The 14,893-nt window shown below is 45.4% G+C and carries 14 protein-coding genes; 7 read left to right on the top strand and 7 right to left on the bottom strand.

Translation table 11 applies throughout. The annotated features are described in order from the left end of the window. Window positions 1-18 precede the first annotated feature (18 nt). The 3 genes from K2184_RS24805 to K2184_RS24795 form a co-directional block, all read right to left on the bottom strand. On the bottom strand, window positions 19-1,197 hold the full coding sequence (locus K2184_RS24805; protein WP_017146172.1) for a MalY/PatB family protein: 1,179 nt from the start codon (window positions 1,195-1,197) through the stop codon (window positions 19-21). Beyond that, entirely contained in the window at window positions 1,187-2,662 is a 1,476-nt protein-coding gene (gene nhaC / locus K2184_RS24800; protein ID WP_017146173.1) for a Na+/H+ antiporter NhaC, read from the bottom strand. Before nhaC ends, K2184_RS24805 begins: the two co-directional genes overlap by 11 nt. Window positions 2,663-2,803: 141 nt before the next feature. After that, window positions 2,804-3,814, bottom strand: coding sequence for a LacI family DNA-binding transcriptional regulator (locus tag K2184_RS24795; protein ID WP_017146174.1), 1,011 nt, complete (start codon window positions 3,812-3,814; stop codon window positions 2,804-2,806). A 428-nt stretch (window positions 3,815-4,242) separates the two neighbouring features. Between K2184_RS24795 and K2184_RS24790 the strand changes: the two genes are divergently transcribed. From K2184_RS24790 to K2184_RS24765, 6 genes are all read left to right on the top strand, one after another. Next, window positions 4,243-5,760, top strand: a complete 1,518-nt coding sequence (locus K2184_RS24790; RefSeq protein ID WP_017146176.1) for a BglG family transcription antiterminator — start codon at window positions 4,243-4,245, stop codon at window positions 5,758-5,760. Then, window positions 5,750-6,223 (top strand): PTS sugar transporter subunit IIA, encoded by a 474-nt coding sequence (locus tag K2184_RS24785; protein ID WP_017146177.1) that lies wholly within the window; start codon window positions 5,750-5,752, stop codon window positions 6,221-6,223. Before K2184_RS24790 ends, K2184_RS24785 begins: the two co-directional genes overlap by 11 nt. Before the next feature lie 21 nt (window positions 6,224-6,244). Beyond that, entirely contained in the window at window positions 6,245-7,651 is a 1,407-nt protein-coding gene (locus K2184_RS24780) for a PTS fructose transporter subunit IIC (protein ID WP_163525777.1), read from the top strand. Window positions 7,652-7,653: 2 nt separating this feature from the next. After that, window positions 7,654-8,514 carry a ketose-bisphosphate aldolase gene (locus K2184_RS24775; RefSeq protein WP_017146179.1) on the top strand — a complete coding sequence of 287 codons (861 nt, stop codon included), beginning with the start codon at window positions 7,654-7,656 and terminating at the stop codon, window positions 8,512-8,514. Window positions 8,515-8,909: 395 nt separating this feature from the next. Next, window positions 8,910-10,136: a tyrosine-type recombinase/integrase gene (locus K2184_RS24770; RefSeq protein ID WP_163525778.1), complete on the top strand. Its 1,227-nt coding sequence runs from the start codon at window positions 8,910-8,912 to the stop codon at window positions 10,134-10,136. Window positions 10,137-10,294: 158 nt separating this feature from the next. Next, window positions 10,295-10,492 carry a hypothetical protein gene (locus K2184_RS24765; protein ID WP_163525779.1) on the top strand — a complete coding sequence of 66 codons (198 nt, stop codon included), beginning with the start codon at window positions 10,295-10,297 and terminating at the stop codon, window positions 10,490-10,492. Window positions 10,493-10,679: 187 nt separating this feature from the next. Here the strand turns inward: K2184_RS24765 and K2184_RS24760 are convergent, their stop codons facing one another. The 4 genes from K2184_RS24760 to K2184_RS24745 form a co-directional block, all read right to left on the bottom strand. After that, window positions 10,680-10,856, bottom strand: coding sequence for a glutathione S-transferase N-terminal domain-containing protein (locus tag K2184_RS24760; RefSeq protein ID WP_224256813.1), 177 nt, complete (start codon window positions 10,854-10,856; stop codon window positions 10,680-10,682). 15 nt (window positions 10,857-10,871) lie between these two features. Beyond that, window positions 10,872-11,186, bottom strand: a complete 315-nt coding sequence (locus K2184_RS24755; RefSeq protein ID WP_163525780.1) for a TfoX/Sxy family protein — start codon at window positions 11,184-11,186, stop codon at window positions 10,872-10,874. A gap of 286 nt (window positions 11,187-11,472) precedes the next feature. Beyond that, entirely contained in the window at window positions 11,473-12,030 is a 558-nt protein-coding gene (locus K2184_RS24750) for a type 4 pilus major pilin (RefSeq protein WP_163525785.1), read from the bottom strand. Between the two features lie 392 nt (window positions 12,031-12,422). After that, complete coding sequence (locus K2184_RS24745) at window positions 12,423-12,728, bottom strand: conjugal transfer protein TraD (protein WP_163525781.1); 306 nt, start codon at window positions 12,726-12,728, stop codon at window positions 12,423-12,425. 645 nt (window positions 12,729-13,373) lie between these two features. On the opposite strand from K2184_RS24745, the gene mobQ reads away from it, so the two are divergent. After that, window positions 13,374-14,876, top strand: coding sequence for a MobQ family relaxase (mobQ, locus tag K2184_RS24740; RefSeq protein ID WP_196552875.1), 1,503 nt, complete (start codon window positions 13,374-13,376; stop codon window positions 14,874-14,876). Window positions 14,877-14,893 lie beyond the last annotated feature (17 nt).

Here is a 14,893-nt window from a genome sequence, read left to right as displayed (position 1 = left end):
CACCGAAGGCAATGTTATTTATGCTGTAAAAGCAATGCGTTTCAGTCCCTCCACCGCTTTTTCGAGGTACGCGCGCGGACACCCGAGATTAAGGCGAATAAAACCGCTGCCGGTTGCGCCAAAGCTGTTTCCCATTGAAGGGGCAATACCCGCAACATCCACCATGAGCCATTTCAGCTGTTCATCGTCCAGTCCCAGCCGTTTGCAGTCTATCCATAGCAGGTACGTCCCTTGAGCAGGGATGATGCGCGCCCACGGTAGATATTGCTCAACCTGCTGAATAAACCACCGTCGATTTTCTGCCAGATAGCGCAGTAGCTCATCCAGCCAGGGAGCGCCGTGTTGCCACGCAGCTGTGCTCGCTTCAATGGACAACGCATTGAAGACGTCCAGTCCATGAGCATCGAGACGGCGCATAAATTGTTCACGCAGCGCCGGCGACGGTATGAGAAAGTTCGCAATGCGTAGGGTAGATAAACCAAACGTTTTACTGGCGGAGGTGGCGGATATCACGCGCGAATGCCAGCGCTCCTCTAAATGCAAGACCGAGGTAAATGCTTCCCCTGGAAGCAGTAAATCGGCCCAGATTTCATCGGAAATTAAAATAACATCATACTCTTCACACAGCCGGAGCAACTCGCTCAGTTCCAGAGCTGACCAACACCGACCGGTTGGATTATGCGGATTACAGAGGATCATTAGCGGCGGGCGCTCTGTACGAAACAGCCTTTCCAGATGATCGAGATCCATTCTGTAGCCCTGGTCAGGCTCCTCATACAGCGGATTATCCAGCAGGCGTCTACCGTTGAGCGAAATAATTTTGGCAAAAGATCCATAATAGGGTCCCTGAACCACCACCCCTTCACCGGGGTGGCTCAGCATTTGCACGAGGAGGGATAATCCGGGAACCACCCCTTCAATACTGCATATCCACTCTGGTTTTATAGCCAGCTGATGCCGCATTAAGAACCATGAGATTAATGCGTCGTAGTAGGTTTGCGGTCGTTCGCTGTAACCAAAAATACCGTGTTCAATACGCTGAACTAAGGCTTTCTGAACGTCCGGCGGGCAGCTAAAGTCAAAATCGGAAACCCACATCGGCAACAGTTCGGTGGCTTCTTCGCCAAAATAGCGCGTCATAAAATCCCATTTCAGCGATCCGGTATGGTGGCGATCAATTATTTTATTAAAGTCCATCTGGCTTCCCTTCCTGTTCTGTGGCCAGCATATTCGTTGCATTTTCTGCGGCTGGGGAGGTTTTCGCGATACCGATTCCGGTAAAGCCGAAAAATAAGGCAAAGAAGATAGCGGCATAGCACTGAACCGCCCAGGGCAGTAAATCCAGGGTGCTCACTCCCAGCGTCGTTGCCATATAGACCCCGGCAGAGGTCCAGGGTAATAAAGGCTCAATAACGGTGCCTGCATCTTCGATGGTTCGAGAAAGATTTTTGGTATCCAGCCCCATACGCCGGTAGGCATCTTTGAATAATTCAGCGGGTACCAGAAGAGCCAGTTTTCCATCGCTCGTTGCGCCAGTTACCAGAATAGTGGTGCCAATGGTGGCGGCGATGAGCTGACCGACGCTGTGAATAACCGTCAATAGGCGGTTGATAATAATGTTGAGCGCCCCCGTTAAGGTTAAAGCGCCGGCAAAGGAGAAAGCGCAAAATACTAGCAGAATGGTGCTCATCATAGAGAACATACCGCCACGGTTGAGCAGTCGCGGCACATCAGCAATGATGCCTTCGCTCCCCTGCGGGAACATGGAGATGTTGAAACCGTCAATAAAGGCATCCAGCCCCTGCTTAAGGCTAAGCCCCTGCATCACGACGCCGAGAATCAGGGCTAACACGCAGGCGCCCAGCATTAAAGGAATGACCGGTTTTTTGCGAACCGCTCCCCACAGAACAATGACGGGCGGTAAAATCAAAACGATATTAAAGCGGTACAGCGACTCCAGCGCATTGACAATATCGGTGACCCGCTGCGGCGTCGCGACCTCGCCCAGCATATTGCTGTGACCGGCGATAAGATATACCGCCGCGGCAAGCAGAAAGCTGGGGATTGTGGTCCATAGTAAGTGCTGAATATGCTCGAAGAGCGTGGTATCGGCGACAATGGCGGCGAAGTTGGTGGAGTCAGACAGCGGTGAAATTTTATCGCCGAAGTAAGCCCCGGATACCACCGCCCCGGCAGCCGCCGCCAGGGAGACGTCCAGCCCGGCCGCGACCCCCATCAGCGCCACCCCCACCGTTCCCGCCGATCCCCATGATGTTCCGGTACACACCGAGACGACGCTGGTCAAAAAGAATGCGGCAATAAGAATATACTCAGGACTGATTAATTTAAGCCCCCAATACACCATATAAGGAATGGTGCCGCTGAACATCCAGGTGCCAATTAAAGCGCCAACGCAGATGAGGATCATAATGACTGGCATCGCTTTCGCCAGTTTATCCACGACCGAACTAATGATCTCTTCCCACGTAAAGCCCTGCCATAAGGCTAATACGGCGGCTACGGCAGCGGAACAGAGCAGTAGCGGTTCGATTCGCAACCCCATGATGCCGTAGCCAATAATTAACAGCATTAGCATGGCTAAAATAGGGACGGTGGCCAGGCCAAATGAGAGCGTTTTTTTCTGCTTTTGAGAGGCATTCATAGCTAGAACTCCAGTCTGTAAGGTCGTTCAAGGGTAACTGCCCCCCCTTTTGCCTGACTGTGATCCTCCGTTCGCCTTCATGTAAGCGATTACATGAGACTATTAAATTTGAAGCCGATCACACTTGTGAGGCTTGACGATTTAATTACCGCTCCCGGGAGGAAGAACGGAATCGCGGACCACCAGTTCCGCTGCGAAGCTATTGACGCAGGGCTGCTGGGTGGCGCCTTTAAAGAGCTGGATCGCCAGCTGCGAAGCGCAACGCGCCATTCGCTCAACCGGGTAATGCATTGTTGTCAGCGCCGGATAGAGATAACGCGCCATCACCACATCATCGAACCCGACTATTGAAAGCTGCTGCGGTAGCGTAATGCCTTTCAGATGCAGGATACGCATGATGCCGGCCGCCATCACATCATTAAAGGTTACCGCCGCGGTAAAAGGGATCCCGCAGTTAAGAAGCTGATGCGCCGCGCGTTCGCCGCCTTCTTCGTTAAAAGGAACGCTTATCACCCAGCTCCTGTCCGGGGTAATGCCGTATTCCGCTAGCGCCTGACGATAGCCTTCCAGCCGCTCGCGGCGATCGATTATCGGTAAGTCGCTCGTCACGCAGGCAATACAGCGGTGCCCCTGCTCAAGTAAATGCAGCGTTGCCTTTTTTGAGGCCTCGCAGTTCTCCAGCCAGACGCAGCGATTGGCCATCCCGGCAATATAGCGATTTACCACCACCATCGCGGGGAAATGGGCGGCATAACGTAGCAACTCCTTTTCCGCCAATCTGCTCGCATGGACCACGATCGCCTCACAGCCCTGGTTGATTAGAAAATCCAGCCCGGCTTTTTCCATCCCTTCATCATGCCCGCCGCTGCATACCATCAAGCGGAATTGTTCCTGCCGTGAGACCTCCTCGACGCCGCGGGCGAGGCGAGCGAAAAAGGGATCGGCAAGGTTGCCGGTCAATAACCCGAGCATATCGCCGCTGCGTTTCGCCAGCGCCAGCGCCGCGGCATTGCGATGATAATTCAGTTCACGCATCGCTTTTTCAACACGCTCACGCGTTACCGGTTCAACCCAGGCAGTTTGATTAATAACGCGCGAAACCGTCGCGGTTGAAACCCCCGCAAGCTGTGCAACATCCTTTATTGTTGCCATTCCCCTTCCTTTTATGCTTTAGATTTAACTGAGATTCATAGTACCGTGGTGGTGATATTTTCTGTAGCGATCGCTGTCGTTTTATTTAAAACCGCAAAATCCCCCCTGGATCACTTTATCAATGTTAATAATAGCTTTAGTTTTAGCTTCATTGAGGTTTGCGCTCTTTTTGTAAAAGATCAACATAAAGAATTAACAAATAGAACATTCTAATCATATCATTCCCACAGCGTGTTATGCAGATATTATATTCTTTTCCATCAGGGACAATTTCTTACATATCTCCACGTATAATGATGTATCTGCCTTGTTGCCTGCTGTTCATTATAATGGTTTACATATGTTCATCTCCTGGTATTTCCCTCTGTCATGCCAGCCGCTATAACTACCGTCATTAAGGCGCCAACTTATCTTTGTAGGAGCGGATAATGAAAGTGCTCAGTAAAAGACAAATATCATTAATCAATCATTTAACGCAGGAAAGTGGCTGGCTGGCCACCTCCCGGGCGGCAAAAATGCTCAATATTTCAGTCAGTACGCTCAGACGAGATGTTGAAGCTATTAACCTTTATTTCACTGATAAAGGTCATTCTGTACTCAGTAAACCCGGTCTGGGCCTGAAGCTTGAGGCGAACGACGTTGTCCCCCTCCCCCTTATCTCCGGGGATGCGCAGGTTGTAAACATACTTAAAAACAAGCGGCTGGTGGGCATTGCGACCGATTTGCTGACGCATTCTCCCACGCCATTATCTATCAGCTTTTTAGCTGAGAAATACTTCATCAGTCGCTCTTCCATTGTGGAAGACCTAATTAAAATTGAAAAATGGCTAGAGTGTTTCTCCCTTAGAATGATAAAAAACCATACCGGTACGTTTATTGACGGTAATGACTATGACATCCGCATGGCGCTTAAGGAGATCATTACTCATAGCGTTTTATGTAACTATCACATGACCGATAGCAGAATCGATAGGTTCTCTCGCGTACAGCTTATCAAAGAATTTGGTAAAGACAACGTGGCCAACTGTATCAATTTGATTGCATTTATCGAGGATGAATTAACCTGCGCCATTAGCGAGCCCTACTATACCAATCTGTTTTCGCATTTACTGGTCACCATCAGACGTCTGGAGAAGAGAATCGTTTGCCCGGCTGATGAAGCTGCGCCAGTGCATGACAACAAGGAATGGCAGATTGCTGAAAAAGCTATCGCATGGCTTGAGCAGAAATATACGCTCAGGTTCCCGCAAATCGAGATTAATTATATTTATCAATATCTTGTTTCATCCGGTAAGCATCCCGTTCATGCCGTCCATCCTGACAGAGGAGTGCAGGACCAGGAAGCGTTACATTATGCCATTAAGTTAACCAGTCTACTTTCGCAGCTGCTTAAATGTGATTTAATCTCCGATCAGCCGCTCTTGAACGCTCTGGTTATGCATATTAAGCCGATGTTGAACCGTCTGGCTTTCCGCATCATTATTCATAACCCTTTGCTGGATGAGATTAAAAAAGAACTTTCTCCTGTATTTTTAGCGGTCAGAAACGCAACTATGCAAATCAATAATTACAGTAAACACGATCCCCCCTCTGAGGATGAAGTCGCCTATTTAACGGTATACATCCAGGCGGCAATCGAAAAGATTAAAGAAAATAAGAAAATCATCCTTGTCTGTTCAAGCGGAGTCGGTACATCTCAGCTCCTGTATAGCCGGATTACCAAAGCCTTCCCCGACTGGGAGATTATCGACATTGTTCCCGGCAGTCGATTAAAGGAAACGTTAGCTGAAAAAAAGTGCGACCTAATCATATCTACCATCCGAATAGAGGAAATGATGATCCCTGTTGCCTATGTTTCCGCACTATTTTCTGCGAAAGACATCATTCGGGTGACCGAAGCCTTATTCAGCAAACGCCAGACTCAGGAGAGTGAATATGTTAAATAAAATAGTAATCAGCGATCTGTTAAGTAAGGCCTGCGTTATTACTGAGATGCAGGCAAAAAGTAAAATCGACGTCATCGAGCAGTTGACTCAGGCGCTGTGCGATGAAGGCATCATTGATAATAAACAAGGTTTTATTAAAGATGTCCTGGCTCGTGAAGCCCTGGGATCGACTGGTTTTGAAAACCAAATAGCCATTCCTCATGGCAAATCCTGTTGGGTCAATGAAACAAGGATAGCCGTCGCAAAACTGAAGGATAATGTCGACTGGGAAACCATGGATAGTTCAGATGTTAAGCTGGTTATTCTTTTTGCGGTAAAAGAAGCCGACAGCGGAGCGGGACATATAAAAGTTCTCGCTCGTATATCTATCGCCCTGGGTGACGATGAGGTTGTTGAAAATCTAATTAATGCCAGTTCGCCAGAGGAACTCTACCGCTTAATTATTAACAATACCGGAGAGTAGTATCCTCACAAGGAGAATAATATGAAAATAATTGCCATTACCGCCTGTCCAACAGGCGTTGCACATACTTACCTTGCAGAAGCCAATCTTAAAAAGAACGCCCTTAAAAAAGGCATCCCTTTACTCGTTGAAACGCATGGCGCCGTAGACAGTGAATATATTTTTACCGAGGAGGATATTCAACAAGCAGATATTGTTTTAATTGCCGCGGATAAGGTCATCGATATCTCTCGTTTCCATAACAAAAATATAATCCGCGTCTCGGTGACTCGCGCCGCAAAGGATGCAGCAGGATTACTGGACGAGATTGTCACCGGTAAATTACAGCCACAACGACACCTGGCGGCAGACGATGCTCAGGAATCGCCGAAAAAAGATAAAGATAAATCACTGGTGTCTCAAATTTATATTCATCTTATCACCGGCGTTAACCTGATGATCCCGTTCGTCGTTGCCGGCGGTATTTTAATCGCGCTGAGCTTCTCATTTGGTATTACTGCGGCAACGCCGGGAGATGAAAATTTTAACCCGCTGGCGAAAATGCTCTCTGACATTGGCGGTGGTGCGGCCTTTGCGCTGATGCTACCCGTTCTCTCGCTCGGAATAAGTAAATCGATTAGCGGCAATATGGGGATAGTGTCGGGCGCGGTCGGCGGCATGATGGCCATTCAGACAGGGTCAGGTTTTTTGGGGGCTTTGCTGGCGGGTTTTCTGGCCGGATACGCCACGCTGCTCATCGTCAAATATATCAACCTTCCTAAATCGATAGCGGGCCTGAAGCCTATTTTAATCGTGCCATTGGTGAGCGTTTTTATTACCGGGGCGTTAATGGTGCTGGTGATTGGCGAACCGATTAAGTTTCTTCTCGACTCGCTGACAGCGTTCCTCGAAAACCTGGGCAATACCAACGCAGCAATTATGGGCCTTTTGATAGGCATGATGGTGGCGTTTGATATGGGCGGTCCCCTTAACAAGACTGTCTGTATGTTTGCAATTGGCTTGATGTCGACAGGGATCTACGAACCTATCGCGGCCTGTATGGCGGCAGGAATGGTACCGCCGTTGGGTATTGCACTCGCCACCACGCTGTTCGGGCGGAAATTCTCCCGTCAGGAGAGGGACACCGGCAAAGTCACCTATGTTCTCGGCCTGTCGTTTATCACTGAAGGCGCTATCCCTTATGCCGTAGCCGATCCGCTACGCGTTATTCCCGCTATCGTCGCCGGCTCCGGGCTGGCAGGCGCGCTCTCCATGGCTCTGGGATGTGCCTCCAGAGCCCCACACGGCGGCATATTCGTCATGTTTATTCCCAATGTGATCACCCACGTTGTGGGATATATCGTCGCCATCGCCGCCGGCGCGTTACTCACCGCGATTATTCTGCGTTTTATTAAAAAAGACAGCCCTGAAACTGTACAGGAGATGTAGTCATGCTTATGAATATGAAAGAGTTATTATCTGTAGCTCAGCAACATAAATTTGGTATTGGCGCTTTTAATATTGCTTCTGCCGAATTCGCCAGAGCGGTTATTGAGGTTGCAGAAAAGCTGCGTTCGCCGGTTATTCTTGAAATTCATCCTGATGAACATGATTTCACCGGCGATGATTTTATTTTCTATCTTCGTGAACTGGCTATCAAAGCAACGGTACCGGTCGTCATTCACCTGGATCATGGGCAGACTCTGGAGCAGGTTATGCGGGCGATTCGCACCGGCTATACCTCAGTGATGATTGATGCTTCAGCGCACCCGCTGGAAGACAATATCGCTATCACACGCCGCGTGACGGAAGTCGCTCATGCTGCAGGTGTTTCCGTTGAAGCTGAACTGGGTACCATCGGCGTGGCACAAGGCAGCGGCGAAGGCGGGCATGGCGAAATACTGTATACCGATCCGCAGCAGGCTGAGCAATTTGTCAACGAGACCGGGGTCGATACGCTGGCGGTCGCGATTGGTACATCGCATGGCTTATATCCTGCAGGAATGCAGCCAAAACTGGATATCGAAAGGCTGAAATCCATTAAACAGCGGTTAACCATCCCGCTGGTTCTTCATGGCGGATCGGGAAATAAGGATGAAGAAGTCGCCGAGTCTATCCAGCACGGGGTCGGAAAAATCAATATTTCCAGCGACATGAAAAAAGCATTCTTTGTTGCTCTGGAAGAAGAGCTGAAATCAGGCAGCCACGAACCTAACAGCTTATTTATCAGGCCAATGGAAGCCGCAAAAGCCGTTGTGGTTCACAAGATGCATTTGTTTTCATCTATCGGCAAGGCGGCGCTCTACGTCTGAGGTATGCGATGGGAGCAGAGGAAGTCGTGACCGACTCTGTTGCTGATGCCCTAAAACAGGGAATGAATCAGCGAAATGAAGCTCATCTCTCAGATGGGCACCCGTTGCAGTAAAACAGGCATAAAAAAACCCGCTTCGGCGGGTCTTTTTATGGGCTGGAACCTCAGAATATTCCAACACTACAAAGCAACAAGGGGTTACCTTTCGGTAACCCCTTGTTTTATTTGGCGGAAGCGTAGTCCGCCATGTTAGTGTCCGTCTAACTCTAGATAAATACTAATTTTTAAATATAAAACAATATGTTGTCATTATTTAGTGTTCGGTACTGTATTGCTAAACGGTCTAAAATCTGTCATTTTATGCACCACCTAATGCACCACGATGAAATCCTACTTATGCCAAAGAAAGCTAAAGAACTGTCTGCACTGGCTGTTTCTAAACTTAAGGCCGATGCAGAATATTACGTTGGTGGCGCTGATGGCCTATACCTTCGGATTATCGGACGCTCACGAGTGTGGGGCTTGCGTATTGTAATGGGAACCCGCATCAGTAAAGCAGGTAAAACAGTTCCCCGCCGCCTTAACATGGGGTTAGGCCCCTATCCCGAAATTTCGTTGTCAGAAGCGCGCGATAAGGCGCGTGAACTGCGTAAGCAGATCCGTAATGGCATTGATCCCCTTGCAGAAAAACACGCTCGAAAAGCGGCTCAAGAAGCTCTGGCACGTAAGCAAAAGACATTTCGTGAATGCGCTGAAGCCGTGATAGAAATCAAAAGTAGTGAGCTAAAGAATAAAAAGCATGTGGCGCAGTGGCGATCGACACTTGAAACCTATGCCTACCCGTTTATTGGGCAAAAAGTGATTGGTGAAATCACCAAAGTAGATCTTCTTGCAATACTGGAACCAATCTGGTTAACCAAGAATGAGACGGCTAGTCGTCTTCGTGGCCGTATTGAAGCCATCATCGATTACGCAAAGGCTAAAGAGTATTTTGAAGGTGATAACCCAGCAGCATGGAAAGGTATGTTGAAACCCCTTCTCCCCTTACCAAGCAAAGTACAAGCTCAGAAACATCATGCGTCATTACCTTATGAAGAAATCGGTTCTTTTATGTCTGAACTGCGCAAACGTAAAGGAATCTCAGCTCGTGCGTTGGAGTTTTCTATCCTGACGGCTTCTCGCTCTGGTGAAGTTCGTGGCGCAGAGTGGTCAGAGATCGATCTGAAAGGTAAAACATGGACTATTCCCGCCAGCCGTATGAAAGCAGCAAAAGAACATCGGGTTCCTCTATCTGATACTGTTGTTGCTCTGTTAAAAGATTTACCACGATTGAAAGATAACAATCATGTATTCCCTGCCCCTCGCGCTGAAACCCTTTCTGATATGTCGTTATTGGCTGTATTGAAACGAATGGGACATAGTGGCTTAACGCAGCATGGCTTCCGTTCTACTTTCCGTGAGTGGGCTGGTGAAGCAACGGACTATCAACGTGAGGTTATTGAACATGCGTTGGCGCACCAGTTGGCTGATAAGGCTGAAGCAGCGTATCAACGTGGGACGTTATGGCCTAAACGGGTGGCGTTGATGGATGATTGGACGGGGTATTGTTTTGCCAACAGCTAATCTACTTGTAAGCATTATCATCGATAACAGTGCTATAAATGCAATGGTAGTAGCTTACACACTCAAAAATGTGATAAAGCATAATTTCTTACTAAATCAGTTGGGTTAATGTAATAGATAGAAGATATTAATTTCAGAACACAGCTCAAGGAGAAATTATGCCCGGACTATTAGGCTACTGGAAACAACTTCCAACCAGAGAGGAATATATTAAAAAGCACAATCTAAGTAAAATATCCTGCTACAGTTGTGGTCATGAAAAATTCAGCGATGTTGGTTTGATACAAGTGTGGGATAATCACAGAAGAATTCTTTGTGCTAAATGTAAGACCACGCTGTTCAGAGAAGAAGATTAACTTCTTTTGACATGAGGCATGATAAGGGCTGTGCTGGTTAGGTTGCTCTTAATCGGCATCTTGAGGTTTATTGGAAGCAGTCCTACTCATTGCCCTGTAGATCGAAGCTCTAGTCTTTAAGTCAGAAGAATAAAGCGCTGTTCCATTATATTTATCACAAAGATAGCAATAAATTGCTAATGTCTCATCAATAGATGACATTGTCATCAATCTGATACGGAACCTTTCCTTTCGGATGTGGTGATTTTATGGCTGGATTAGGCTCGAGCAGATCAACTTTTATTGTTTCATAAGATATGCGAAGCTCTTCTAAAACCCATAGAACTCTCAGTGAACGGCTTTTAGGGTATGTATATATTTGCACTGTCCTATACCTCTGTTATTTTTTGGCTTTAGGCACTGGCAGTTCATCATACATTGCATCAAGTAATCCTGCTAAAAATTCTTTATCATCGACGTTATCCACCAACAGCATTTCTTTCGCCCCTTCATAAGGCAACTCATAAGAAATGACAGGCATATAAGCTATTGCAGAGCGGACCGGTTTGATAAGAAAACGATCATCATAGATACCGCCAACAATCTTTCCGCGATAGTAAATAATGAACTCCCCCATCATTGCGCGTGAAGTTATTTCTTCTAATGATGATAACTGTCCTAATATGAACTCCAGATATTTTTTTGTTGAGGCCATCTCCGTATCACCTGTCATGTCTTTATTAGTTCATAGTAAATCTACACTACTTCAAAAATCATTACAATATAATTTATACTGACATATTCTTATCACAATAGATAAAAAAATAAACCTTTTATATTTATTCGTATTTTTTGTCAACTAAAAGACAATCATGTTATAAACTTAGCATTGTCCCATAAATGAAACGATTATAATGAATGATGCTGTTTGGCTCCGTTGATTTACAAAAAGAAAAGAGCCATACAACCCTTTTCTGTATCAACGAAATAAATATATTTATTTAAATAGAAGTGAATACCAATGTGTTGTTCGTTGCGCTATTACAAGCCGCTGCTGTCACTGCTACATCAAGCATTCCGCCAGCAGATTTAACCACCTTCGTTCCAACCGTAGCAATATAAAAATTCCCTGCTGCTGCGGTTGCAATCTTCACACACTCCGCTGCAGGCACATTGCTGTAGGTAATGGTAAAAGAAGAGCCAGTCGCTGATGATGGTCCTGTAGCTGCAGCCGCCAGCGTGACATTCCCTTTGAATGCGTTAATGGGCTTTGCTGTATTACCTGTTCCACTCAACATATTGTCAGGGAAGATTTTTGCCTGAACAGCGACGGTGTTCGTTAGTCCGGTAAAACTGGATGCTGAAGTATAGAGTGCTTTCACGCCTGCCTGTATGGTAGCAATATTATTAGACTCCGCCTGCGCTCTTTGTGAAGCCTGAACCTTGGGATACACAATAAAAGCCGCAACCACTAACGCGGCAATAATCCCCAGAACAAGCAATAATTCAAGTAATGAGAAACCTTTTTTACTTTTTCTTTTTTTCAATAAAATCATCATCATCTCCTTTTTGTTTTAATGATAAAAAGAGATATAAACGATGAAGATAAATAAACAACCCTATTCAATGATATTATGTTAATTATCCCGACGAGTGGATTACATTAGAAAAGGCAAAGATTTCTCTTTGCCCTTCTGGAGACTTAAAAACAACATTTACTATCACTTCTTATCTATCATCACTTAATCATAAAAGACTAACATTTCTCATGAAAAGTGATAATAATGATAAAACAAAATAAAGATTAAACAATTATTGTGTGGAACAGAACGCATGAGTTGAAAGGAAAAAATATGTATTAATAAAAAGATCATTCAGCGTTCTGTTCTTTTATATAGATAACAGAGATTTATTAGATATCAACCCCTGTCATGAAATTTATTTAATCTTTTTATTTCTGTCTTCCATCCATTTGAGTAAGAAACCATCTCCCTGCTTTTATATATTTGATTCTTTCAATATCATTCAACTCAGACGCTGAAAGTAAAATCCCCATAACAAGTTCTTTATCCACTTCTTCAACACCACAATTCATAGCCTTAGCTACTTCCGCCCCAAGAATAATCTTGAGTCTTGTTTCAACTTTCTTTTGCTCTGATTTTTCCATTGACTTAAGGCGGTTAAGTTCAAGTTGAGCAAATGCCACTTTTTGCTTTAATGTTTTTTCTGTTCTTGATCTTTTACTTTCATTATCCATACTACCTCCTTCGATTGTTATATCTTATTTTAATTACCACAAAGATAAATAACGTCAAATTTACACCGTTTTGTCAGAGACAATGATTCTGATACGTTTCTTTATAAAATTGTGCAACGCATGTGATAGTATTCACTAACCAAAAACATCCGGCACTCTCCGCGTTACTTATTTTTGTATGTTTGTTATTTTATTTTCATCTGTTATTTTTTAAATCTGTTTTCTAACCTCAACCTGTGAATTGTGCAACACATAACACTTTCTGTTTTATTAGCTTTTTTCTTCAATTTTAGCGGCCCCGCCTTACGGCGGGAATAATTAATACTTCTTTTGCCCTTACGGGCCTTTTCTTTACTCTTTTTGTCCTACGGACGCGAAACCTACACCTTTAATCCAGTTTGTGCCACTTAATCCGGCGTATTGTTTTACAACATTCAATATATTTCGTATTAATTAATAAGGGGGGGGGGTTTACATTGGCTTATTTTTTTAAAGACAATGCCCACCTATACACTGCTACGCAGTGTGTGGGGTCTACCGACGGTTGCTGCCGCAGGCTAAAAGCAAAACCAAGGTCAACGTCAACCCCAAAGTTTTTCTGGCGAAAAACTAACAGCAGCACTTTTATTTGAGGTTAATTTGTTAATGGCGATTTTTCATCTGGATTTTAAAATTGTAAAACGAAGCGAAGGCATGACTTCCGTTGCGAAAGCTGCCTACCATGCCCGTACACGTATTACAGATGATCGCATTGGCGAAACATTTGATTTCAGCCACAGAACAGATCTACATGGTCATATTATATTAGCACCTGTTTCCGCACCTGCTCATATTGTTGAAAGCTCCTCAACACTCTGGAATGAAGTTGAAAGAGTCGAGCGTCAACAAAATGGTCAAACAGCCCGTTATTTTGATGTCGCTATCCCTGTAGAATTAAATAACGATGACAAGAGAAAATTAGTTGCCGAATACTGTCAGAAAAACTTTGTCGATAAGGGGATGATAGCTGATATCGCGTTCCATGATTTAGACGGTAAAAATCCCCATGCTCACGTCATGTTAACCCTGAAAACTATCACCACTGCTGGTTTCGGTAAAAAAGACAGAAGCTGGAATGATAAGAAGATGGTTGTTCAGTGGCGTGAGTCGTGGGCCACGATGTCGAACAGCTACCTTGAAGCTATTGGCAGTGAAGAACGTATCGATCACCGTTCACTCAGAACTCAATGTGCCTATGCCCTTACCCAAGCAGAAGAAGCATTCAGCCAAGAAGAGAAAGCCTTGTGGCTTGCCAAGGCAACCAAAACAAACCGTCCAGCAATGCAACGTGTTCATCGTGCCAAGTGGAATGATAAGGAAGCTCAGGAACAACGAGCTGCCGAACAAGCCCTACGCAATCAGCAAATAGAAGAGGCGAAGAAGGTCTACACCACTTTCAGTGAGCTACCACTGGAGATCGTGGTTGATATCAGAAGTTTTACGATTACACATCTTGCTGAACCACAAGAGATTGTTCTTCCAGACTACCCGGCAACAACAAAGCAGCAGCCTGTTATGACGACAGCAACCATAAGCAGAAGGCCAGCAGTAAAATCTTACCGTGATCCCAATAAGGTCAGTAGAGTTAGTGCTGCAGGGAAGAAATCCCCTGTTCTAGTTGTTCCCGAACCAAATAAATCCACTAAATTGAAAACCCCTTCTTCTCGAAACACCAGAGCGATGAACCGTGCTCCTACAAGTAATAGAAAGCAAGTTAAACCACGTCAGAATGGAATGTTTAAGCGTTTCACACTACTTGTGGTGGGCTTCTTCAAAGAGAGATTTGTATGGGCCAGAAGGAAACCCGATACCACTGATGCTGACCATGATAAGCGCATTGCCGAAAACTATGTCTTTGATGAGGTATTGGGTGTGTATGTTTCACGCTCAGAGTTTGAAAGACGCGCTAAGTTTAACAATGACCAAACATCACAAGAAGCAGGAGTCTATGCCAACGAATCAGATATTAACAAGACTGTTCATTTCCCAAATCGTTTTGAGCAAGAACAAACGGAGGTCAACAAACACATGGAATTTATACTGTCTATTGGTGGAAAACCTTCTATACCAAAGTTAAAACCAGCTAACAGAAAATCTAACATCAAATAGTAATGTTATCTCCACTA

Origin of the sequence: Klebsiella sp. K5-306, assembly GCF_051835185.1 — a bacterium.
Lineage (GTDB): Bacteria > Pseudomonadota > Gammaproteobacteria > Enterobacterales > Enterobacteriaceae > Klebsiella > Klebsiella oxytoca.
This window is presented reverse-complemented; position numbering and strand designations above follow the sequence as displayed.

Excerpts from the sequence above, each read along its gene's own strand:
- K2184_RS24805 (WP_017146172.1), bottom strand. The coding sequence starts at position 1,197 with ATGGACTTTAATAAAATAATTGATCGCCACCATACCGGATCGCTGAAA.
- nhaC (WP_017146173.1), bottom strand. The coding sequence starts at position 2,662 with ATGAATGCCTCTCAAAAGCAGAAAAAAACGCTCTCATTTGGCCTGGCC.
- K2184_RS24795 (WP_017146174.1), bottom strand. The coding sequence starts at position 3,814 with ATGGCAACAATAAAGGATGTTGCACAGCTTGCGGGGGTTTCAACCGCG.
- K2184_RS24790 (WP_017146176.1), top strand. The coding sequence starts at position 4,243 with ATGAAAGTGCTCAGTAAAAGACAAATATCATTAATCAATCATTTAACG.
- K2184_RS24785 (WP_017146177.1), top strand. The coding sequence starts at position 5,750 with ATGTTAAATAAAATAGTAATCAGCGATCTGTTAAGTAAGGCCTGCGTT.
- K2184_RS24780 (WP_163525777.1), top strand. The coding sequence starts at position 6,245 with ATGAAAATAATTGCCATTACCGCCTGTCCAACAGGCGTTGCACATACT.
- K2184_RS24775 (WP_017146179.1), top strand. The coding sequence starts at position 7,654 with ATGCTTATGAATATGAAAGAGTTATTATCTGTAGCTCAGCAACATAAA.
- K2184_RS24770 (WP_163525778.1), top strand. The coding sequence starts at position 8,910 with ATGCCAAAGAAAGCTAAAGAACTGTCTGCACTGGCTGTTTCTAAACTT.
- K2184_RS24765 (WP_163525779.1), top strand. The coding sequence starts at position 10,295 with ATGCCCGGACTATTAGGCTACTGGAAACAACTTCCAACCAGAGAGGAA.
- K2184_RS24755 (WP_163525780.1), bottom strand. The coding sequence starts at position 11,186 with ATGGCCTCAACAAAAAAATATCTGGAGTTCATATTAGGACAGTTATCA.
- K2184_RS24750 (WP_163525785.1), bottom strand. The coding sequence starts at position 12,030 with ATGATGATTTTATTGAAAAAAAGAAAAAGTAAAAAAGGTTTCTCATTA.
- K2184_RS24745 (WP_163525781.1), bottom strand. The coding sequence starts at position 12,728 with ATGGATAATGAAAGTAAAAGATCAAGAACAGAAAAAACATTAAAGCAA.
- mobQ (WP_196552875.1), top strand. The coding sequence starts at position 13,374 with ATGGCGATTTTTCATCTGGATTTTAAAATTGTAAAACGAAGCGAAGGC.